18 protein-coding genes are annotated in these 21,344 nt (G+C 40.0%); 3 read left to right on the forward strand and 15 right to left on the reverse strand.

The window, feature by feature from the left end; translation table 11 throughout:
- Positions 1-90 precede the first annotated feature (90 nt).
- From CAP51_RS11000 to msrB, 8 genes are all read right to left on the reverse strand, one after another.
- Positions 91-426, reverse strand: coding sequence for a DUF3325 domain-containing protein (locus tag CAP51_RS11000; RefSeq protein WP_087620794.1), 336 nt, complete (start codon positions 424-426; stop codon positions 91-93).
- The gene (locus CAP51_RS11005) at positions 423-2,570 is read right to left on the reverse strand and encodes a PepSY-associated TM helix domain-containing protein (RefSeq protein WP_087620795.1); all 2,148 of its coding nucleotides are present in this window, start codon (positions 2,568-2,570) and stop codon (positions 423-425) included. The genes CAP51_RS11000 and CAP51_RS11005 overlap by 4 nt, the downstream gene beginning before the upstream one ends.
- Positions 2,571-2,577: 7 nt before the next feature.
- Positions 2,578-2,898 (reverse strand): iron transporter, encoded by a 321-nt coding sequence (locus tag CAP51_RS11010; protein WP_245809136.1) that lies wholly within the window; start codon positions 2,896-2,898, stop codon positions 2,578-2,580.
- 160 nt (positions 2,899-3,058) lie between these two features.
- Complete coding sequence (locus CAP51_RS11015; protein WP_087620796.1) at positions 3,059-3,451, reverse strand: Fur family transcriptional regulator; 393 nt, start codon at positions 3,449-3,451, stop codon at positions 3,059-3,061.
- 134 nt (positions 3,452-3,585) lie between these two features.
- Complete coding sequence (locus CAP51_RS11020) at positions 3,586-6,369, reverse strand: TonB-dependent receptor (protein ID WP_087620797.1); 2,784 nt, start codon at positions 6,367-6,369, stop codon at positions 3,586-3,588.
- Between the two features lie 169 nt (positions 6,370-6,538).
- Positions 6,539-9,592: a TonB-dependent receptor gene (locus CAP51_RS11025; protein WP_087620798.1), complete on the reverse strand. Its 3,054-nt coding sequence runs from the start codon at positions 9,590-9,592 to the stop codon at positions 6,539-6,541.
- Between the two features lie 527 nt (positions 9,593-10,119).
- On the reverse strand, positions 10,120-10,605 hold the full coding sequence (locus tag CAP51_RS11030; protein ID WP_087620799.1) for a glutathione peroxidase: 486 nt from the start codon (positions 10,603-10,605) through the stop codon (positions 10,120-10,122).
- Complete coding sequence (gene msrB / locus CAP51_RS11035; RefSeq protein ID WP_087620800.1) at positions 10,602-11,021, reverse strand: peptide-methionine (R)-S-oxide reductase MsrB; 420 nt, start codon at positions 11,019-11,021, stop codon at positions 10,602-10,604. The genes CAP51_RS11030 and msrB overlap by 4 nt, the downstream gene beginning before the upstream one ends.
- Before the next feature lie 239 nt (positions 11,022-11,260).
- On the opposite strand from msrB, the gene CAP51_RS11040 reads away from it, so the two are divergent.
- On the forward strand, positions 11,261-12,694 hold the full coding sequence (locus CAP51_RS11040; protein WP_087620801.1) for a pyridoxal phosphate-dependent aminotransferase: 1,434 nt from the start codon (positions 11,261-11,263) through the stop codon (positions 12,692-12,694).
- Positions 12,695-12,819: 125 nt separating this feature from the next.
- On the opposite strand, the gene ppk1 is transcribed toward CAP51_RS11040, so the two are convergent.
- From ppk1 to rpsB, 6 genes are all read right to left on the reverse strand, one after another.
- On the reverse strand, positions 12,820-14,892 hold the full coding sequence (ppk1, locus tag CAP51_RS11045) for a polyphosphate kinase 1 (protein ID WP_087620802.1): 2,073 nt from the start codon (positions 14,890-14,892) through the stop codon (positions 12,820-12,822).
- A 189-nt stretch (positions 14,893-15,081) separates the two neighbouring features.
- Positions 15,082-15,765, reverse strand: a complete 684-nt coding sequence (mtgA, locus tag CAP51_RS11050; RefSeq protein ID WP_087620803.1) for a monofunctional biosynthetic peptidoglycan transglycosylase — start codon at positions 15,763-15,765, stop codon at positions 15,082-15,084.
- Positions 15,766-15,938: 173 nt separating this feature from the next.
- Positions 15,939-16,328 carry an Mpo1-like protein gene (locus CAP51_RS11055; RefSeq protein ID WP_087620843.1) on the reverse strand — a complete coding sequence of 130 codons (390 nt, stop codon included), beginning with the start codon at positions 16,326-16,328 and terminating at the stop codon, positions 15,939-15,941.
- 99 nt (positions 16,329-16,427) lie between these two features.
- Positions 16,428-16,601 (reverse strand): hypothetical protein, encoded by a 174-nt coding sequence (locus tag CAP51_RS11060; RefSeq protein ID WP_087620804.1) that lies wholly within the window; start codon positions 16,599-16,601, stop codon positions 16,428-16,430.
- A gap of 182 nt (positions 16,602-16,783) precedes the next feature.
- Positions 16,784-17,659: a translation elongation factor Ts gene (gene tsf / locus CAP51_RS11065; RefSeq protein ID WP_087620805.1), complete on the reverse strand. Its 876-nt coding sequence runs from the start codon at positions 17,657-17,659 to the stop codon at positions 16,784-16,786.
- 144 nt (positions 17,660-17,803) lie between these two features.
- Entirely contained in the window at positions 17,804-18,559 is a 756-nt protein-coding gene (gene rpsB / locus CAP51_RS11070) for a 30S ribosomal protein S2 (RefSeq protein ID WP_087620806.1), read from the reverse strand.
- Between the two features lie 214 nt (positions 18,560-18,773).
- Between rpsB and map the strand changes: the two genes are divergently transcribed.
- Both map and CAP51_RS11080 read left to right on the forward strand, forming a co-directional pair.
- A complete protein-coding gene (gene map, locus CAP51_RS11075) occupies positions 18,774-19,601 on the forward strand; it encodes a type I methionyl aminopeptidase (RefSeq protein ID WP_087620807.1) in 828 nt (275 codons plus the stop codon).
- Positions 19,602-19,656: 55 nt separating this feature from the next.
- Positions 19,657-20,061 carry an NUDIX hydrolase gene (locus tag CAP51_RS11080; RefSeq protein WP_087620808.1) on the forward strand — a complete coding sequence of 135 codons (405 nt, stop codon included), beginning with the start codon at positions 19,657-19,659 and terminating at the stop codon, positions 20,059-20,061.
- Between the two features lie 100 nt (positions 20,062-20,161).
- On the opposite strand, the gene proB is transcribed toward CAP51_RS11080, so the two are convergent.
- Positions 20,162-21,295 (reverse strand): glutamate 5-kinase, encoded by a 1,134-nt coding sequence (gene proB / locus CAP51_RS11085; protein WP_087620809.1) that lies wholly within the window; start codon positions 21,293-21,295, stop codon positions 20,162-20,164.
- Positions 21,296-21,344: the final 49 nt, after the last annotated feature.

The raw sequence follows: 21,344 nt of genomic DNA on the forward strand, positions 1-21,344 counted from the left end.
TGTATATAATTTGTATAAAATTCCTGCATAAAAAAAACCGAATCATGGGTTAAATGATTCGGTATTTATGTGTATTTAATCTAACTGAAGTTAAACCAAACGCAGCACCAATACAATAATAAATAAAACAGCAATCACAATATTGAGCTGAAATAGCTTTTTGGGAAAGTACGTCAAGGTTAAACCCACCAATAACGCCGCAAAGCTCATGACACCAATCCACTCAGACAAACCAACTGACGCACCTTTGTAAAAAATCGCCAATATCGCTGCAACGGTCAGAATCACCCAGCCAGTAATTTGGAAAATACGCGTTTTTTGTTCGGGAACTTTTGCAACAAAAATATCTCGTTGATGCTTACTCATACTGGCAGCTAAAGCACTAAAACCCCAAACCAAAATACACCACAATAACAAAGCATTCATGGGGTTTGCTCCTGTGTATCTACCGCTGCTGGTCGAACTCTTTTAACTTTTACAGGTGTTTGTGGATAGCGATACAATTTATAGTAGGCATAAGCAAAAATCACTGCCAATAACAAGCAAATAATATCAAAACTTGCTACAACCCACTGTCCGTAATAAATACTGCTCCATAATGCCCGGCCGCCTGTGGCAAAATTAATAATTGGCGTCAATGCATACATCACCGCAACCAAGGCCAGTTGTTCCAGCCATGCCTTACGATAAGGACGGATCGCAGAATGAATCAATGTCACCAACCAGACAATAAAGAAAACTTTAATTTCAAGAGCAGAACGTTCAGGCAATTGCGCAGGAATAAAACGGTTCGCCCAGAAATATGCAGCACATGCAATGGGTAAACCAACAACTGCTGCAACATTTAGGCTTTCTACCACGCGATGACCAAACGGCTTATAACCCAGTTTGGCAATTTCCGGTGCACGTTTGACAACCCACAATACCAGTCCAGTTGCAACCATCATGGTGCCTAGAACACCAGATAAAAATAGAATCCAGCGCAAAGTTAAATCAACACCTCGGGCCTGATGTAACCAGGTTGTGAGATTATAAATCGCAGATGGCACGGAAGTTTTTACGTCTTCTGCCGGTGTTGGAATTAACTCACCCGTAACCCCATTAAATTTTAATGATGGTGTTTGATTACGATGAATTAAACTATTTGAACTAATTGCACGAATTTCAACAGTTGTATCGACGGTATTTGGTGCAGTGATACTTACACTTGCAACACCGTTTTTGTCTTTCCATTGCTGCTGTGCATAGTCAAGCATTTTTGTAATATCTGCCATCTTGGCAAAAGCAGCACGAGGTTGATTTTCCTCAGCATTATTTGCTTCTACACCTTGACCGCCTTGAAAGTTCGGATTGCCGCCACGTTCACCGCGTTGACCCTGCTCACCTTCGCCACGCGCCTGCATGCGGCCTTCACCACCACGCTCGCCACGTTCAGCTCTTTCGCCACCCTGGAAGTTTGGATTGCCGCCGCGTTCGCCACGAGCTTCAATACCACCTTCACCACGTTCGGCTCTTTCACCACCTTGAAAGTTCGGATTACCACCGCGCTCACCACGTTGACCTTGCTCGCCTTCGCCATGCGCCTGCATACGGCCTTCACCACCACGTTCGGCTCTTTCGCCACCTTGGAAGTTCGGATTACCGCCGCGTTCACCGCGTTGACCCTGCTCACCTTCGCCACGTGCCTGCATGCCACCTTCGCCACGCTCGCCGCCTTGGAAGTTTGGATTGCCACCACGTTCGCCACGTTGACCTTGTCCACCTTCACCACCACGCTCGGCACCTTGGTTAGGCTGACTTACCTGTTGTGGATTTTGATTTTGTGCCTGTAAAAATTCTCGTCGCCCACCTTCATACACCATATTTACGGCATAAGGCATCAAGGTATACATCAACAACAATAAGCCACTAAAGGTAATCATTAAATGAAATGGCAAGGCAAATACGGCTGTTGCATTATGTGCGTCTAACCAAGAGCGTTGTCCTTTACCCGGTCTGAAGGTAAAAAAGTCTTTAAATATCTTCTTGTGTGTAATGATACCGCTAATGATCGCAACAAACATAAACATGGTGGCAATACCAACAATCCATCGGGCAGTGCTACGATCCATACCATAAAGTTCAAAGTGGAAACGATATAAGAAACCGCCACCGCGTGTTTCACGTGGTTTTATTTCTTCACCCGTTGCAGTATCAAGAATAATTTGATTTCCACCTCGACCACCGCCGCCGCCACCTCGACCGCCACCTTGATTCTGCTCTCCCTGCTTTTGAATACTAATGCTGGTGGTCGTTTGTCTGGCAGTCGGCAAATTAATATTCCAGCCTGCTGCTTCTGGTGCCCGTTCTTGTAATACTTTTAAGGCCGTGGTCAACTGTTGTTGCTGGGTTTGATTGGTCAAAGATTGGTGTAATTCAGGTTTCATCCAGATGGTAATTTCATTCTGGAAAAAACTCAAAGTGCCTGTTAAGAAAATCGCATACAATAACCAGCCAAGCAATAGACTAATCCATGTATGCAACCAAGACATGGACTGTCGTGGCCCTTCTTTTTTGCCATCAACTCTCATCGTATGATCATCCTTTCATTATTTTATAAATAATCGTAAATATAATTAGTGGAATAATCACACCCAACGAAGCTTTAAGGGTTGAATTCACCATAAAAACCCATATAAAAACGGCACAGTGGATAATGAATGCCAACATGGTTGCACTCATTACTGCACTTGCAGGTATACTTGAAAATACGACACTCAGTAATAATGAACTTACAACAGCCAGAGCATATCCACCAAATATTGCCAGCACAAAGCGATATAAAATAGTTAAGCGATATTTCATATACAATGGCCGCTTCTGATCAAATGGTGAAACTTTTATATTTTCAGAAACCATTTTAATATTACCCTTAGTAAAGTCTAAAATTAAACATATAATTACTTTGTAATTCTATTTAAAAATAATGAATAAAATATGAAGATGAGAATTTTTTTCAACCGAAAAGGAAACTCAATTACCAAATTGAGGCAAGGTCAAGCAAAGCAGGAACTGTAGACTAATAGGTGTAAATGTTTAACTCAACGCTTGCAATGTCCAAATCCAACCCTTTTAAGAAATTTTCCAGTTGTTTGCGTATATTTTCACTATCATATGCAATGGGTTCTTTGGTTTTCAAAGACAGGATATTACAACTTACAAGTTTATCACTTTTTAGATATAAGCTTTTGTTTTTACCAAGAAAAATTCTTTTTACGATATGTTTTGCTTCAAAATCTGCAAGGCATTTATATACGGTTGTCAGGCTGATATTTAAGTTCATCTCCAGACATTTTAGATATAATTCATCCGCAGTGATTTGTGCATGGTGATGATCTAGTATTTTTAAGATATTTAATCGTGCAGTTGTAGCTCTCAACCCTACATCATTCAACTGCTGATAAAATTCCATACGACGACACCATAATATTTAAAACAGATTAAATCTTTTAAAGATGATATCAATCAATTGTGAATAAAATATGGTGATATAAAAATAAACCTATTATATTTTATAATAGGTTTATTTAGAAATATTAAATTATATTAGAAATTAAATTTAAGATTCAAATAATACTGACGTAGACGTGGATCGGTATATTTACTGATATATGTTTGTGACATATCTACTTCATAATCCTTAAACAAGTTTTTAATACCAAATGTTAACTCTGGAGAACCATATTTAGCACTGATTGCTTTTGGCATTTTATAGCGTGCAAAGACATCATGATAAGTCTGACTTGCGACTGTATCACTGCCCTGCAACAAAATCGAAGTTTCATCTTTTAGCTTATATTTGCCATAATACTGCATACTCCAGCCAAAACCCCACTTATCATTGGCTTGCAAATAAGCGGATGCATTCACACGTTGTTTTAATGGCCCATCACTAGCCGGATCATTTAGATAATCAATTGGTTCTGCGTCAATTGACTCCTGTTGCAAATACTTTTGTGTCCAGGTATAGCCCGCATTCAGATTTAAACGTCCAATTGCACTATCAAATGCATAAGCAAGTTGAGTATCAATACCACTCGTTTCCATCCAAAGAGCATTAAAAGGAGAAATATTCACAGTATCCAAGTTTCCATCCGCATCACGAATAATACGATCTGCATAACGACCCGATGCTGCATTTTCTGTCACAATCGCTTGTGCGTTCAAACTGGTGATGTTATTACTTTTCTTGATTTTAAAATAATCTACCGACAAACGAAAATCAGGTAAGAATTGTGGTGTAAAGACAAAACCTGCACCATAGCTTTTTGCATTTTCCGGTTCAAGTTCCGGGTTCCCTCCGCCTGTGGTATAAATTTGTACTCGCTCACCTGTAACAGGATCATTAATTGCCGTCAATGAAGTTGATAATTCCGGATCTCTTAATTGAGAAACAGTTGGTGCAATAAACCCTTCACCATAAGATCCACGGAACATTAAAGTGTCATTTGGTGCAAATTTAAAGCTAAATGCCGGAGTTGTTGCATTAAAATCTGCACTATAAACTGTGCCATTTCTATTATCCGATGCAAGGTCAAAACGTTCATAACGGCCAGCCGCAGTCACTTCCAGTAATTTTGCCCATGGCAGTTTCATTTCCGGTGAAATAAATGGAATCGTTAACTCTGCATATGCAGAATCATTGGTACTTTCCTTATAGGTAATAGGCGCATTCGGGTCATTAATCGCTGATGTTTCAGATCGGCTATCACTTTCCCATTTTGTATGTCCCAGACCCGCAGCAAGATAAATCTTGCCGGCATACCAGTCAAAAATGGGCGCATGTGTCCGCAAATTATAGCTTTGAGTTGTCTGATCAGTAAAGTTTGGTGCAATAGACCAATAACCCTGATCAAGATCTATACCATACGTCGTCACATCACGTAAGAAATCTAGCGCACCACTATTAATATCACTGGTTAACTTATTCTGACCAACGGTTGATCGACGTTGGTATCTTAAATCATTACGGGTATTCGACCATGCATAATCACCAATAATTCGCCAGTCTTTAATGGGTTCATATTCAAATCCGGTTGCCACACGTTTGGTTTCGGTGACACCATTACGATTTTGCATCGCAATACCATCGTCATAAGATGGAGAATACGTTACCAAAATATCTTTACCGAATGGATTAGTTGGGTTATCTGCTTTGATTGTTACCGTACCAAAACCGTGATAATTACCGGCACTTTCGATTTTTTGCTCTTCATATCCACCTTCAAGGAAGATATTTAATTTATCGGTAAAATCACGATTAATGTTTAAAGTATAAGATTGATTCTCTTTTGCACCGACTAAATTTTGTGCACCCGAATCACTACCAATACCATTTGCCAGACCTAGTGCATATTGCCCTACAGTATCATAAAAGGGTGTCAACCCATCTATGGCAGCTCCCTGATAGCCTTTGGGCACATAAGCATAGCTTGCACCTGATCCTGCAATTAATTCTGAACCATCAACGGTCTTGATATTGGTTAGATTTCCCATGGGTGGATTGCCACCATAGATGGCACTAGGATTTTTCTCGAGTTGTACCGCACGATCACGTTCAAAGAAAGAACGATCCTTAACTTTTAATTCATTACCTTCCTGTTTTTGTGCAGTGAACAGAACCTGTGTTCGTCCACCTTCAAGTGCAAATCCTGTCGTCAAGTTAACCGTTTTCAAAGCAACATCGGTATCAAAGGTGTTGTCATAACGAATATTGGCTTCTGTACCAACAAAGTCACGCCGTAAGACCACATTGATTACACCACCTAATGCATTACTACCATAAATGGCCGAAGCTGAACTTGGCAAAATTTCAATCCGTTCAATGGCAGCTAGAGGAATACCATTGATATTTTGTTGGTCTGTCGATTCTGATGAACCACGACTCCCAACCCCAGCGCCTTTACGACCATTGATCAATACCAAAGTATGACTGGTCCCTAAACCACGTAAATTAATCTGACTACTTGAACCTGTCCAGCCGCCCGCTGTTTCATTGCTCACAGAGGTAACCATCGACGAAACTTTTGATAAAAGTTCTTCTACACTTGTTGCGCCGGAATTTTCAATTACTTTACGATCAATAATTTGATACGGCTGCGAATCATCTTCAGAACGCACCAGATCCATATTTCCTTTAAAAGCAACTTTTTCAGGTTCTGCTTCCGCCTGAACCTTAATTACAGGTAATTGTGTAACATTTTCATTGTCCGATTCAGCTGCATAACTTACAGCAGATGAACCCAGTGTTATCCCTAACATAATGGTATGAATCGCCAAATTTAATGGAGATTTTTTCTTCAAGTTTAAGCATTGTTTTTGATCGTACATATCTACCCCGAATAAATGAGAATGAAAGTCTTTCGTATCTAATGCCAGTTGAAATCAAAAAATAGCTCACAAAAAATTACTTTTATTTAAAAATAAATTTATCTTCTCTACATAAATTATAATTAGTCAAAAAAATTCAAATACTTATTATTAAAACTGAGACTTACTTTTAGAAAGAAAATTTTAGATTTAGATAATATTGACGCAAGCGCGGATCGGTATATTGGCTGATATAGGTATTACTCATATCGACCTCATAATCATTCAAGAGATTTTTGATACCCACTGTCAATTGTGGTGAACCATATTTAGCCCCAAGCCCTTCTGGTAACTTATAACGTGCAAAGACATCATGATAAGTTTGGCTTGCAACAGTATTATGCCCTTGTGCTTTGATTGCGGTAAGATTGGAGGGTGAAAGTTTATATTTTCCATAATATTGCATCTCCCACCCCAGATCCAATAAGTCAGACAAATGCAAGATTAATGCGGCACTCATAGAATCTTTAAGCGGACCGGTGTTTGGAATATTGACATATTCAACTGGTTCCTGAGCAAAACTCATTTGTTGTTTATAACTTTTTACATGGGTATAGCTGGCCATGGCATCAAGCCCAGCAAAAATATGATCAACTGTATAGAGTAAACTCATATCAAAACCACTGGTTTTTAAACTCAATGCATTGAATGGCATAGTATTCACAGTTAGAAGATTACCATTGTCATCTCGCACAATTCGATCACCAAAACTATTGGCATGATCCAAAATTTCCTGTGCGGTTAGACTGGTAATCCCATTATTTTTTTTAATTTTATAATAGTCAATGGACCATCTGAGATTGGGAATAAAATCCGGTTTCCATACAATACCTACATTTATACTTTTGGCAATCTCAGGCTTTAACTGCGGATTACCTCCGGTATACGTCAGTACATCTGTATGCTTGCCTGTCTGAGGATCAATCACCGCTGTACCAACATCGCTTAATGAGGTTGAGCCAAGTTGAGCAACTGTCGGACTAATAAAACCTTCACCATAAGACGCCCGAAACATCACCGTATCATTGGGTGCAAAACGAAAACCAAATGTCGGCGAGGTTTCTGAAAATTTTGCATCTGCGGTTTTAAGCTCAAATCGCTCATGTCGACCTGCGATTTGCAGCTCCAGTAATTTTGCATATTTCCAGTCCATTTCATCTGAAATCAAGGGAACGCTTAATTCGGCATATAAACTACTGGTATTTTGTTTACGTATCTCCACAATGGGACGCTGCAAATATTCTGGAATACCGCCTCCCTGAATACGACGATATTCCACACCGGTTGCCAGACGAATCTTGCCTGCATACCAGTTGCCAACAGTTGCCAAAGAACGTAAGGAAAAATCATGCATAGTCTGATCGGTATAGGTCGATGCACTACGCCAATAGTCCTGAATTGCAGTTTGATAGGTGGTCGTGTCACGTAATAAGTCCAGCAATCCAGACATATAATCCTGTGAATAGGCCTGATTTAACAAGCGTGGATGAGCCATGTCAATATGTGCAGTTGACCATGAATAATCAGCACTGATCAGCCAGTCATCCGTTGCATTATAGCTCAATCCGATCACTGCTTTTTTATTATCATTATTGATATAGCGATAGCGTTGAGTTGCATCATTCCAACTTACAGGAAAGGCAATCAATACTGTTTTTCCAAATGGATTACTCGCTGCATTGGCATCAAGTGTAACAACATTCAGACGATCATAACGCGCCGTTGCTACTTGCAGGACAGATCGATCATAACTACTTTCAATAAAACCAGACAGCCGTTCGGTAAATTCACGATAAATACTCAAATAAACAGAATCCGTTTGATTGGCCGAAACCAATGAACTTGCACTGCTAAAACCCGAAACAGCATCCGCAGAACCCAGGCTGTACTGTCCCAAAGTTGATTGCAGTGGTGCAAAGCCATCAATCGCATAGCCTGCATACCCTTTAGGCAAATAAGCAAAACTCGCATCACTATATTGTGGTAATAAAGCCGAGCCATCCTGTGTTCTGATATTCACCAGATTACCATAGGGCGGTGCGATCGCCGTGCCATCAGCATTCATCCCATAGATCGCATCTGGATAATGGTTTAGTAGCTGCTTACGATATTGATTATTAAAATTGCGATCGGCTGCCGTTAACTCATTTGCCTGCGACTTTTGTGCTGCAACCAATACATGTGTCTGACCATTTTCCAGCGCAAATCCCGTGACAACATTAACGGTTTTTATTGCTGTATCGGAATCGAATGTATTGTCGTAGCGAAGATTAAGCGCTGTCCCAACATAATCATGACGTAATACCACATTGATCACACCACCAAGCGCCCCACTGCCATAGATCGCAGACGCAGATGCTGGTAAGATTTCAATTCGTTCAATCGCAGCCAATGGAATATTATTAATATTTTGCTGATTGGTTGATTCTGAGGTTCCCCGATAACCGATCCCTGCACCACGGCGACCATTAATCAAAACCAATGTATGTGTTGTTCCCAAACTGCGTAAATTAAACTGGCTGGCATTCCCAAAAAAACCACTGCCATCAATATTTGCTAATGAAGTGTTCATGGGTAAAATTTTTTGGATCAATTCCTCTATCGAGCTTGCCCCAGTGTTTTCAATTTTTTCCCGGCTAATTATGGTATATGGCTGCACATCATCTGGCGAACGAACCAGATCCATATTGTGCTGGAAAGCAATCGGTTCAGCAGCATCTATTGTTTGCTTATTAGTGGTCAAATGATGCAAATGGGTCGCTTGTTGCTGTTTTTTTGCCTGAATATCGATAACCTTTAACTGCCCCATATCACGTGCAGCTAGATGATGATCCTCGCTTGGTTCGATTGACCAATTTCCCTTGTCTCGCTCAATTAAATGTAAATTGGTCGCTTGGAGTAATTTTTCAAACCCTTGGCGAATACTATACTGCCCATTCAAACCCTGAGTGGTCAAATTCTCAGTCAGGGCTGGATCAAAAGATAATGCAATACCGGATTGCAAAGCAAAATCAGACAATGCCTGTCCCAGTTGCCCCGCTTTAATGTAATAAAACCCTTTTATATGATTGTCATCTATCGCATAAACACCAACAGGCAAGTTCAATATTGCCGCAAAGATAAGGTGATGGATAACTTTAATCCATTGGGGTCTTATATGTAAGCGAGCCCTTCGATCCACCATATATCCCCCAAAAAACTGTGTCCCTATATATAGACAGTTGAAATTCAAAAATAGCTCAATTTATTTTGATTTTTTTGTTACCGAATTATTTTTTCACTTTCCTACATCGTTATATCCCCCTTTTAATTCATGCGAATACTTAACCCAAGTATTAGATGATATCTCCATCCCTTGATCCAAGATATAAAAATAGATAAATGGTTTCAATTCGAAAATATGTGCATATCACAACTTAGCACGAACCAGATTTGATCAACGCCAAGATACCTATTATTTTGTATTTTACATCATTAGACGACTACACTTTCATTTGAGTAATCATTTTAAACTTTAAAGACTTTAAAAAGACATTTAAGCCTTACGATTCCAATAACAATATCAAATACTTAACAGCCAGCCAGACTCCGTAAAAGCATCTAAATCGAGCAAAAAGCACCCTATAGCATATGAAGTAAATCATTTAAAACCGCTTACATAGCGCTGATGCTCGACCCAATCGATTTTAGCGTATCTTCAATAAAGCAAGATCAAGCATCATTTAAGGCTTTTTCAATATCCTCTTCCAGACTTTCAGGCTTTGTTGTAGGTGCATAACGCCCAACAACTTTTCCGGCCTTATTCACCAAAAACTTGGTAAAATTCCATTTAATATTTTTATTGATAAATCCCCGCGTTTCACTGGTAAGATAACGAAATATCGGATGGGCTTCTGGCCCTTTTACATCCACCTTGGCAAACATGGGGAAACTTACCCCATAGTTACGCTGACAAAATTGACCAATTTCTTCGTTTGATCCCGGATCTTGTCCACCAAATTGATTACAGGGAAAACCCAGAATAACAAATCCTTGATCCTTATACTTTTTATAGAGTTTTTCCAAACCAGTAAATTGCGGTGTAAAACCACATTTACTGGCCGTATTAACAATCAGAATCACCTTATCCTTATATTCTTGCAGCGATTGTTCGCCACCTTCCAGACGCTCTGCTTCAAATTGGTAGATACTGGTCATGGATAATTGTCCTCGTCATTTTTTTCTGCTGTATTTAATTTTAATGATGCGGAATTGACACAATAACGCAATCCCGTAGGTTCAGGTCCATCTTCAAAAACATGTCCCAAATGCGCGTCACACACATGACAGGTAATTTCCGTTCTCACCATGCCGTGGGTTTGATCAGTATGTTCATCAATATTACTATTATTGATAGGACGATAGAAACTTGGCCAGCCAGAACCAGAATCATACTTGGTTTCGGAAGAAAATAATGGTGTGTTACAACAACGGCAATAATATGTTCCCTCGGCTTTGCTATTCCAGTATTTACCTTGAAAAGCTGGCTCTGTCCCTTTTTGCCGAGTAATACGATACTCTTCGGGACTAAGCTCTCGCTGCCATTCGCGGTCTGTTTTATTGACTTTTCCCATTGCCCGCTCCTTTCATTTTACTCGTGAAAATGTCATGACGATTAGATTTTATATTTACGCCATTCATCATCAAAATTCCAGTAGTTAACTGTGTAATTTATAAAATATTAGTGATTTATTTTAAAGAAAGCAAATAGTAAGCAAAATAATTGAATTTAGAAAGCAGTTTTCATCATAATACCCTTTAAAGTAAGCAAAGATGGTGCTATGCTTGGCACACTGTTGTATAGGATAGAAAAATGTCGCAAAAAAAAAGCGTTGTTTTTAAAAATCTATTACCTGTGATCAGGCAATATCAGCAATCCGGCTTTACCCATGAAAAAATTGTTGAATTACTGCGAGATCAACATGATCTTGATCTATTAACGGTTGAGACCTTCAAAAGTTATTTATACCGATATGCCAAAGTGAATCCTGTCATGACTCAAAATACTGCAATCAACCAGACCAAAAAAATCGAACGAGAAATCAAAAAATCAGCCAAACTCGAACATGTTTGTTACGATATTCGTGGGCCTGTGCTGCGAGCCGCCAATGAAATGGAAGAACAAGGCCATAGAATTATAAAACTCAATATTGGTAATCCTGCACCTTTTGGCTTTGAAGCACCACAGGAAATTATCAATGATGTTGCCATGAATTTGCCTAATGCTATTGGCTACACCGATTCCAAGGGCATTTTTCCTGCCCGTAAAGCTATTTGCCAGTATTACCAGCAAAAAGGCCTTTTAGACCTACATGTCAATGATGTATATATTGGTAATGGCGTCTCCGAACTCATCGTGATGTCGATGCAGGGCCTATTAAATGATGGCGATGAAATGTTGATTCCGATGCCGGATTATCCACTTTGGACCGCAGCAGTCAATCTTTCCGGTGGTGTAGCCGTCCACTATAAATGTGATGAAGAAAATAACTGGTATCCCGATATTGCCGATATGGAAAGTAAAATTACCGCCAATACCCGAGGTATTGTGGTGATTAATCCGAACAATCCAACTGGTTCGGTCTACCCTCGCCATATTCTTGAACAAATTGTTGCGCTGGCTCGTAAATACGATTTAATTTTGTTTGCCGATGAAATCTACGACAAAATTGTATATGACGGTCTAGAGCATGTTGCCATAGCTTCGATTGCCAAAGATGTTTTATGTATTTCATTTAATGGCCTATCCAAAGCATATCGTATTGCAGGCTATCGCTCCGGTTGGCTGGCTATTTCCGGTGACAAATCCAAAGCAGCAGATTATATCGAAGGTCTGGATATGCTGGCTTCCATGCGTTTATGTGCCAATCATCAGGCACAATATGCGATTCAAACAGCGCTGGGTGGCTACCAATCGATTAATGATTTAATCCGTCCGGGTGGACGTTTATACGAGCAGCGCAATATTGCTTGGGAAATGCTCAATGAAATTCCGGGTGTCAGCTGTGTTAAACCCGAAGGTGCAATGTATTGTTTCCCTCGACTGGATCCGAATGTTTATCCGATTCACGATGATGAAAAATTAATGCTGGATTTATTAAAAGCAGAAAAAGTATTGTTGGTACAAGGTACTGGCTTTAACTGGCCAACACCGGACCATTTTAGGGTGGTATTTCTGCCAGCGCCGGTTGAACTACGTGAAGCCATTACCCGTATCGGACGTTTTTTGGCAAAATTAAGAGCTTAGAGCTTTTACCTAAAAACGCGCTTTCAACAAAAAACACCTTCCGCCATATGGTAAAAGGTGTTTTTTATTTCTGATAAGATCAATATTTAAATCATGTCAGTAAAACTGAATACAATATTTTAAATTTAGGTTAATTGATCAAGCAAAACTTTTTGTGCAGTATGTGGTTGTTCACCTTCTTTCATTTCTACACGCAACCACTGACCATTCGGCTGTAAAATCCATGCCTGCTGATTATCTTCCAAATAATTAATCAAGCCTTGCTCATAAATCCGCTTTTTAAGCACAGGATCTTCAATTGGGAAACAAGCTTCAACTCGGTTAAACAGGTTGCGATCCATCCAGTCGGCACTTGAACAATAAATCCGTGATTGCCCACCATTTTCAAAATAATAGACACGGGTATGTTCCAGAAAACGACCCACGATAGAACGAACACGAATATTTTCAGACAAACCTGGTAATTGCGGACGTAAACAGCAGATTGAACGAATAATCAGATCAATCTGTACACCCGCCTGCGATGCCTCGTATAGTTTATCCATTAACTGTTTTTCGGTTAAGGCATTCACTTTTACAATAATACGGGCGACTTTACCGGCTTTGGCATTGGCAATTTCAACATCAATAAAGTTCATCAATTGTTGATGCAAGGTAAAAGGCGCATGTAACAGTTTTTTCAATTTGACTGTTTTACCCATACCGGTCAGCTCTTGAAAAACACGATGCACATCTTCAGACAATTCTTTATCTGTGGTTAATAAACCATAATCGGTATATAGACGTGCATTACCGGCATGATAATTTCCTGTGCCTAAATGTACATAACGTATCAGTTTATTATTTTCACGGCGCACGATCAGAATCATCTTGGCATGGGTTTTATAACCCACAATGCCATACACCACAACTGCACCAGCTTCCTGCAAGACATTAGCCACTGCAATGTTGGACTCTTCATCAAAACGGGCACGCAATTCAATCACCGCAGTGACTTCTTTACCATTACGTGCTGCTTCTGCCAATACCTGAACAATTTCAGAATTTGCACCACTACGATAAAGCGTTTGCTTAATCGCAAGCACTTGTGGATCACGCGCTGCTTCACGTAACAGGTTAATCACAGGACCAAAAGATTCAAATGGATGATGCAATAAAATATCCTGCTTTTTCATGGCAGAAAAAATGCTTTCAGACTTCTTGAATGCTTTAGGAATCACCGGCGTAAATGGTACATAACGCAAATGTGGGCGATTAAAATCAGAAGTTAAACGCGCTAGATTAACAGGACCTTCAACTTTATATAATGCACTACTATCAAGCTGAAATTCTTTTAGTAGATAATCATAAATATGCGCAGGACAACTTTCTGTGACTTCAAGACGTACCGCCTGACCAAAACGACGAGAACTCAACTCACCTTTTAAAGCTTTGGCTAAATCTTCAACATCTTCATTCAGTGCCAAATCGGCATTTCGTGTCACACGGAATTGATAACATCCTGTCGCTGTCATACCCGGGAATAAATCAGATACATGCTCATGAATAATGGCAGACAACATCACATGATGTTCCTTGCCGCCAGTTAATTCATTCGGCAAACGCACAACACGAGGTAATGAGCGCGGTGCAGGCACAACAGCAAGATCAATGTTCCGTCCAAATGCATCCTTGCCTTCAAGCGTAACAATAAAGTTCAGGCTCTTGTTCACCAAACGTGGAAACGGATGCGCTGGATCAAGGCTAATCGGCGTTAAAACTGGAGCAACCTGTTCCTGAAAATATTTTTTAATCCATGCCAGCTGCTCTGCGGTCAACTCATTGCGCTTTAAGAAACAGATGTCTTCCTCACGCAACTTAGGCAAAATTTCTTCATTTAAAATACGATATTGACGTTCAATCGCAGCATGCGCCGTTTCCGAAATCCGCTCTAACACTTCTTTGGGTGTTAATCCATCCGGCGTATGACTTTCGTTGCCAAGCGTCAGTTGCTCCATTAGCCCAGCAACACGTATTTCAAAGAATTCATCCATATTGCGGGAAAAAATCAATAAAAATGTTAAACGGTCCAGAAGCGGATGTCCCGGATTAACCGCTTGTTCTAAAACCCGCAAATGAAAATCTAAAATTGATAACTCACGATTAATATAACGATCATGAAAAGTATAGTTATGTGCTGCTTCGACCACTTGATTCATCGAATAATGCCCTAAAATTAAGTTATGCCTATTTTCTAGTATTATTATGCGTCAAAATTGTGACAGTTCGATAAAAATATTACAAATTTAGACTTTAGTTTATGAAAATTCATACATCAAACATTTTGATCAATATGATCAGCTATAGCCCGTTAAAAAATATAGCAAAAATAAAAATTAAAAAATGAATCAATCATCACTTGGTAATCTGGCATGAGAAATATATTTATTGATAAAACGTTGTCTAAACTGGTATCTACGATCATTTGGATGATCCTGATAATATTTTGGATTTGGTAACATTGCTGCCAGTTTAATGGCCTGATCCCGGCTTAAATTCTTGGCACTTTTGCCGAAATAATGACGTGAAGCTGCCTCAACCCCATAAATCCCTTTGCCTAGCTCAACAGAATTAACATACACTTCCAGAATACGTTGTTTTGACCACATCCGTTCCATCATCCATGTGGCAACTGCCTCTTGCCCTTTACGGATATAGGAACGCTTATTATATAAAAAAAGATTTTTTGCCAATTGTTGGGAAATAGTCGATCCACCAGCGACAACTTCCCCTTTTTTTTCATTACGTTGTACGGCATTCATCATACCGTCCCAGTCAAAACCCTTATGTTGCAAAAAACGTCCGTCCTCAGCAGCAATCACAGCACGCTTGAAATGATCGCTAATTTGATCGGCATCTTTCCATTGATGATAAATTTTGGCATCCGGCGTGGTCCAGTAATATGTCCGCATGAACATTGTAGTTTCCACCGGATGACTACGCCACCAGAATAGACTCGCAAAAATCCAGATCTGAATCAGCAATACGAAACAAACAAACAGCATGATGCATCGCATTAACCATTTTTTCATAGAAATAGAGCTACCCTGAATAAATCAAAAACTTGGCACAATTTTTTGGCCAATATCACCACCACAAAAGATCTAGACTAAAAATATTCATATCAAACATTCAGCCTGAAATTTTCGACATTGTAGCGAAGCCATGAATTTTACGACAGAATTTTTATGTAAGCCAACTGTATTTAATGTGGGAACCGATCTTTAGCATGATCAAATAAGCTGATTTGACCAGTCACAATATGATAATACATACGCCAGTCAGAAATAAAACTGTATAAAGGTTGTTTAAATGAAGCAGGTTTATTTTTTTCAAATACAAAATGCCCTACCCAAGCACAGGCATAACCCGCAAATAAACCATAGCCAACATATCTTTTTTGTTTTTTAAGTACAGCCGTTGTCAATGCCAGTAAACCTAGGCTACTGCCTAGAAAATGCAAACGTCTACATTTTAGATCATGATGTTCAGTTAAATAAAAACGATAAAAATCCTGATAGTTTTTGATCGGCATAGTCAATTGAGGCCGATCAATAACAACAGGTAACGCCGTATTGGTCGGCTGCAAATCCATTTTTAATCGGCTGGCAACCTTTGCTTGCGATGTGGTCATGATTCTCTCCTTAAATCATCTCAACTGAATTGATCTTTTACTGAATGATGTCCTTAAAGATCAGCGTTTCCCCATAGAGCGTCGTGTACCACGAGGCGGCATCCAGGTTCGATCAGCATACTGCTCCGGCTTTGGACGTACTTGGTTATGGATAGCGTCTTGCTCACCGTCATCTTTGCTGGGTATTGGAAAAGGTAATTTTACCAATGCCTTGTTCACTTTGCGATTAGACATGATGGATTCTCAGATATTTTAAATTCGCTCAGATCTATTGACATTCTTCCTACTCAGGAATGCATTGATGGCCTGTCAATAGTTTCCTCATAATGTCTAAGCATACTGTTTTTTCATACAAATAAAAAGGACTGAACATTTAACATATCCAGCCCCACACGATTAACCTGTGGTCAATCGTATTATTTTGCAGCAGCCTGTGCAGCAGCAACTTCTTCAGCAAAACTTAATTCTGCTTTTTTCTCAATACCTTCACCTACTTCGAAGCGAATGAACTGAGTCACTGTTGTACCAGTTGATTTCAATACATCAGCAACTTTCTTGTCGTTGTCGATAACATATTGTTGACGATCAAGTGCAACTTCATTCAAGAATTTTTCGATAGAACCAGTCACCATTTTTTCAATGATGTTTGCAGGTTTACCAGATTCTTGTGCTTTCGCTTCTGCGATTTCTTTCTCTTTGGCAACTAAATCAGCAGGAACTTGTTCAGCACTTACTGCAACCGGATTAAATGCTGCAACATGCATTGCAAGACCTTTACCAGTTTCTGCATCACCAGCATAAGAAACGACAACACCGATTTTTAAACCGTGTTTGTAAACAGCAAGGTTGTCGCCTTCAATGATTTGTGCACGACGGATCTGAATGTTTTCACCAATTTTTTGTACAAGAGCAATACGTGCTTCTTCTACAGTTTGGCCATCTTCCAGTTTTAATTCAGCAATTTTCGCTGGATCAATTTCGTTTGCAGCCAAAGCAGCAGCAGCAACTTTCTTGGAAAAGTTAGCAAAGTTTTCATCTTTTGCAACAAAGTCAGTCTGACAGTTTACTTCTAGAACGATCGCTTTGTTATCAACTTGCTCAATAACGATTGCACCATCAGCAGCAATGTTACCCGCTTTTTTCGCTGCTTTTGCCTGACCAGATTTACGAAGGTTATCGATGGCAAGTTCGATGTCACCAGCAGCTTCTGTTAATGCTTTTTTGCATTCCATCATCGCAAGACCAGTACGGTCACGTAATTCTTTTACCATGGCTGCAGTAATTGAGCTCATGCCTTTCTCCTAAATTCGGATTATGTCAAAAATCTTTCCAACAAAAAACGGCCCTAAGTATGCCGAGGGCCGTCTGCATCACTACATGCCTTAATTTGCCATCATCGCATTTCGCCATGATGACAAATTTGGCAATTTAGTGCATTAAGCCTCTGGAGTTGCTTCTACAGCAGGCTCTTCAACTTTTGCTTGTGCATTTGCTTGAGTTTGTGCGTATTCTTTACCAGCAATAATCGCATCTGCCATTGCAGAAGCATATAAAGTTACTGCACGGATCGCATCATCATTACCAGGAATCACGTAATCTACGCCATCTGGATTAGAGTTTGTATCAACGATACCGATAACTGGGATACCCAAGTTATTTGCTTCTTTGATTGCAATTGCTTCGTGATCAACGTCGATAACGAATAATGCATCAGGCAAACCGCCCATGTTCTTCACACCACCTAAAGAACGCTCAAGTTTTTCCATTTCACGTGTACGTTCCAAAGCTTCACGCTTGGTCAGTTTCGCAAAAGTACCGTCTTGAGATTGTGTTTGAAGATCTTTTAAACGGTTGATAGACTGACGCAATGTTTTCCAGTTGGTCAACATACCACCTAACCAACGATGGTCTACATACGGTTGACCAGCACGTTGTGCTTGTTCACGGATGATGTTAGACGCAGCACGTTTTGTACCAACAAACAATACTTTATTCTTTTTGCTTGCCAATTGGTTTACAAAATTTAAAGAATCATTTAACGCAGGAACAGTATGCTCAAGGTTGATAATGTGAATTTTGTTGCGTGCACCAAAAATGTATTGACGCATTTTTGGATTCCAGAAACGAGTTTGGTGACCAAAGTGCGCACCAGCTTGAAGAAGGTCACGCATACTTACGTTATAATCTGCCATTTTCTTTACCTTACAGTTTGGGTTAGGCCTCCATATGTCCGCATTCTCCACTCTTTTTTTGAGCACCCAGAGTAATGTGACGACATATGTGCGGATTTTTCCGTTTCGTCATTGAAATTTTTGGTATAGATAATACAAAAAAACCATTTGATAAAACGGGCGGGTATTTATACCATAGTCACTTATAAATTGCCAAAATTTTTTGAAGAAGATTATGAATAGTTTTAATGCAGCACCTCGCCGTTTAATCAAATCCCCTGAAGCGATCGAAAAAATGCGCGTTTCGGGCAAACTCGCAGCAGATGTATTAGAGATGATTAAGCCCTATATCAAGCCGGGGGTAAGTACGTTAGAACTTGATACAATTTGTCATGACTATATTGTCAATGTTCAACACGCCAATCCATCATGTTTGGGCTATGGTGGCGGTCATGGTCGTCCGGCATTTGAGCATGTCATTTGTACTTCTGTAAACCATGTGGTCTGCCATGGCATTCCTTCTGAAAATAAAATCTTAAAACATGGCGACATTTTAAACATTGATGTAACAGTCAACAAAGATGGTTACCATGGCGATACCAACATGATGTATATCGTGGGTGGAGAAACCACAATTCTGGCAAAACGTCTGTGTGATGTAGCGCAAGAAGCCATGTATATCGGCATGGAAACTGTTCGCGCTGGTTCTTATGTGGGTGATATTGGCTACGCCATTCAAAAATATGTCGAATCACAACGCTTTAGTGTAGTACGTGAATATTGCGGTCACGGTATCGGTACTGTATTTCATGACGATCCACAAATTTTACACTATGGTCAAAAAGGGACTGGCATGCGTCTTGAAGCAGGTATGACCTTTACCATTGAACCCATGGTCAATGCTGGTGTTTGGCAAACCAAAACATTAGGCGATAAATGGACAGTGGTCACCAAAGATCATAAATTGTCTGCACAATATGAACATACCATTCTGGTGACTGAAACAGGCATTGAAGTACTCACCGCTCGCCCAGAAGAAGATTTGTCCCGTTTTGGACAATAATCTACATTTAACCGGGCTTGTCCCGGTTTTTTAACCCCTAAATGATGGAAAAGGTATGGCATTTCATGACCTTTACCGCATGAGTTCACATGCGGTGATTTGTAATGAGCAGCAGCAAATTCTGTTGCTCAAAGCCAATTATGCCAATCGGGACTGGGGATTACCCGGTGGTGGACTTGATCCAGGTGAAACGATTCATCAGGCCCTGTTACGGGAATGTCAGGAAGAACTAGGCTGTGAAGTTATTGTGGATTATCTAAGTGGTGTGTACTATCACCATAATGTCAATTCACATGCCTTTATCTTTCGCTGTTCTTTAGCAGCAAATGCAGTGATCCAACTAAGTGATGAGCATGATGCCTATCATTGGTTTAATCTACAAGAATTAAGTCCTGTACAGCGTATTCGGGTTGAAGACTGCCTGAATTTTAATGGTACTGTTGTGAGCCGAAGTTTTTAATGTGAATGATTGGACGATATATAAATCTATAAAATAACAAAAATGAAATATTCAGCAACTTTCTTACTCAATATTTCATCACAATCAAACCCAATCAATATTAATAAATCGCCATATGATTGCGATGGATCATTTCCAGAGAACGTGCCTCACCCAAGACTTCCTGTACTTTATTGGATGCCAATCCCTTAATTAAATCGGCAGAACGGGAACTAAAATTAACCCGACCCACTGCCACACGTAAACCGATTGTATCGACACATTCCACCACATCACCACGTTCAAAATGCCCTTCCACAGTTTTAACACCTACAGGCAATAGACTACGATGATTTTCCTTGATTGCTTTAACCGCACCATCATCCAGTACCAGACGACCAGCAGTTTGTAAGTGTGCTGCAAGCCATTGCTGATGTGCCGTAATACGATCATTGTCTGAAGTAAACAAGGTACCTAGCATTTCGCCATTCATTAGACGAGTTAACACATTTTCACTTTCGCCACTGGCAATTAAAGTCGGACAGCCTGATTTTGCAGCCAAACGTGCAGCACGGACTTTGGTCAACATCCCTCCACGACCAAGGATTCCACCACCACCTGCCATATCAAAAAGTCGATCATCCATAGCACGTACAGTAGACAATAATTTTGCATCTGGATTGCTACGAGGATCAGAATCGAACATTCCTTGTTGATCAGTCAAAATAATCAATAAGTCGGCATGAACCTGTGCTGCAACCATGGCTGCAAGTGTGTCATTATCACCAAAACGGATCTCATCAGTCGCCACTGTGTCATTTTCATTAATCACAGGAATGACACGCCAGTCGATTAAATGTTGCAACGCATCGCAAGAATTAAGATAACGGCGACGATCAGTTAAATCATCATGCGTTAATAAGACCTGCGCTGCGCGAATCTGATGCTGCTCCAACACGCTGGACCACGCCTGTACCAGTCCCATTTGACCAATTGCTGCACAGGCCTGCAAGCTGGGTAAATCCTCCGGACGACTTGGTAAATGCATACGCACCATACCTTCGGCAACCGCACCTGAAGAAACCAGAATAATTTCAAAATCCTGATCATGCAGCTGTGCAATTTGACCTGCCCAATGTGCAATTGCATTCAAATCCAGACCTTGTCCATTAGCAGTCAATAATGCCGAACCAATTTTGACCACGATACGTTTACAATTGGACAAGACACGTTTATCGTTTATTACTTCTATCATCTTCATTCAACCAGAGGTGCATGTACGAGTGACTCAAACTGGTAAATTT

Origin of the sequence: Acinetobacter populi (assembly GCF_002174125.1) — a bacterium.
In the GTDB taxonomy this organism is placed as follows: domain Bacteria; phylum Pseudomonadota; class Gammaproteobacteria; order Pseudomonadales; family Moraxellaceae; genus Acinetobacter; species Acinetobacter populi.

Coding starts and splice junctions, on each gene's coding strand:
- CAP51_RS11040 (WP_087620801.1), top strand. CDS start 11,261: ATGTCGCAAAAAAAAAGCGTTGTTTTTAAAAATCTATTACCTGTGATC.
- CAP51_RS11080 (WP_087620808.1), top strand. CDS start 19,657: ATGGCATTTCATGACCTTTACCGCATGAGTTCACATGCGGTGATTTGT.
- CAP51_RS11020 (WP_087620797.1), bottom strand. CDS start 6,369: ATGTACGATCAAAAACAATGCTTAAACTTGAAGAAAAAATCTCCATTA.
- CAP51_RS11060 (WP_087620804.1), bottom strand. CDS start 16,601: ATGTCTAATCGCAAAGTGAACAAGGCATTGGTAAAATTACCTTTTCCA.
- rpsB (WP_087620806.1), bottom strand. CDS start 18,559: ATGGCAGATTATAACGTAAGTATGCGTGACCTTCTTCAAGCTGGTGCG.
- CAP51_RS11025 (WP_087620798.1), bottom strand. CDS start 9,592: ATGGTGGATCGAAGGGCTCGCTTACATATAAGACCCCAATGGATTAAA.
- CAP51_RS11010 (WP_245809136.1), bottom strand. CDS start 2,898: ATGGTTTCTGAAAATATAAAAGTTTCACCATTTGATCAGAAGCGGCCA.
- map (WP_087620807.1), top strand. CDS start 18,774: ATGAATAGTTTTAATGCAGCACCTCGCCGTTTAATCAAATCCCCTGAA.
- mtgA (WP_087620803.1), bottom strand. CDS start 15,765: ATGAAAAAATGGTTAATGCGATGCATCATGCTGTTTGTTTGTTTCGTA.
- tsf (WP_087620805.1), bottom strand. CDS start 17,659: ATGAGCTCAATTACTGCAGCCATGGTAAAAGAATTACGTGACCGTACT.
- ppk1 (WP_087620802.1), bottom strand. CDS start 14,892: ATGAATCAAGTGGTCGAAGCAGCACATAACTATACTTTTCATGATCGT.
- msrB (WP_087620800.1), bottom strand. CDS start 11,021: ATGGGAAAAGTCAATAAAACAGACCGCGAATGGCAGCGAGAGCTTAGT.
- CAP51_RS11015 (WP_087620796.1), bottom strand. CDS start 3,451: ATGGAATTTTATCAGCAGTTGAATGATGTAGGGTTGAGAGCTACAACT.
- CAP51_RS11030 (WP_087620799.1), bottom strand. CDS start 10,605: ATGACCAGTATCTACCAATTTGAAGCAGAGCGTCTGGAAGGTGGCGAA.
- CAP51_RS11055 (WP_087620843.1), bottom strand. CDS start 16,328: ATGGATTTGCAGCCGACCAATACGGCGTTACCTGTTGTTATTGATCGG.
- CAP51_RS11000 (WP_087620794.1), bottom strand. CDS start 426: ATGAATGCTTTGTTATTGTGGTGTATTTTGGTTTGGGGTTTTAGTGCT.
- proB (WP_087620809.1), bottom strand. CDS start 21,295: ATGATAGAAGTAATAAACGATAAACGTGTCTTGTCCAATTGTAAACGT.
- CAP51_RS11005 (WP_087620795.1), bottom strand. CDS start 2,570: ATGAGAGTTGATGGCAAAAAAGAAGGGCCACGACAGTCCATGTCTTGG.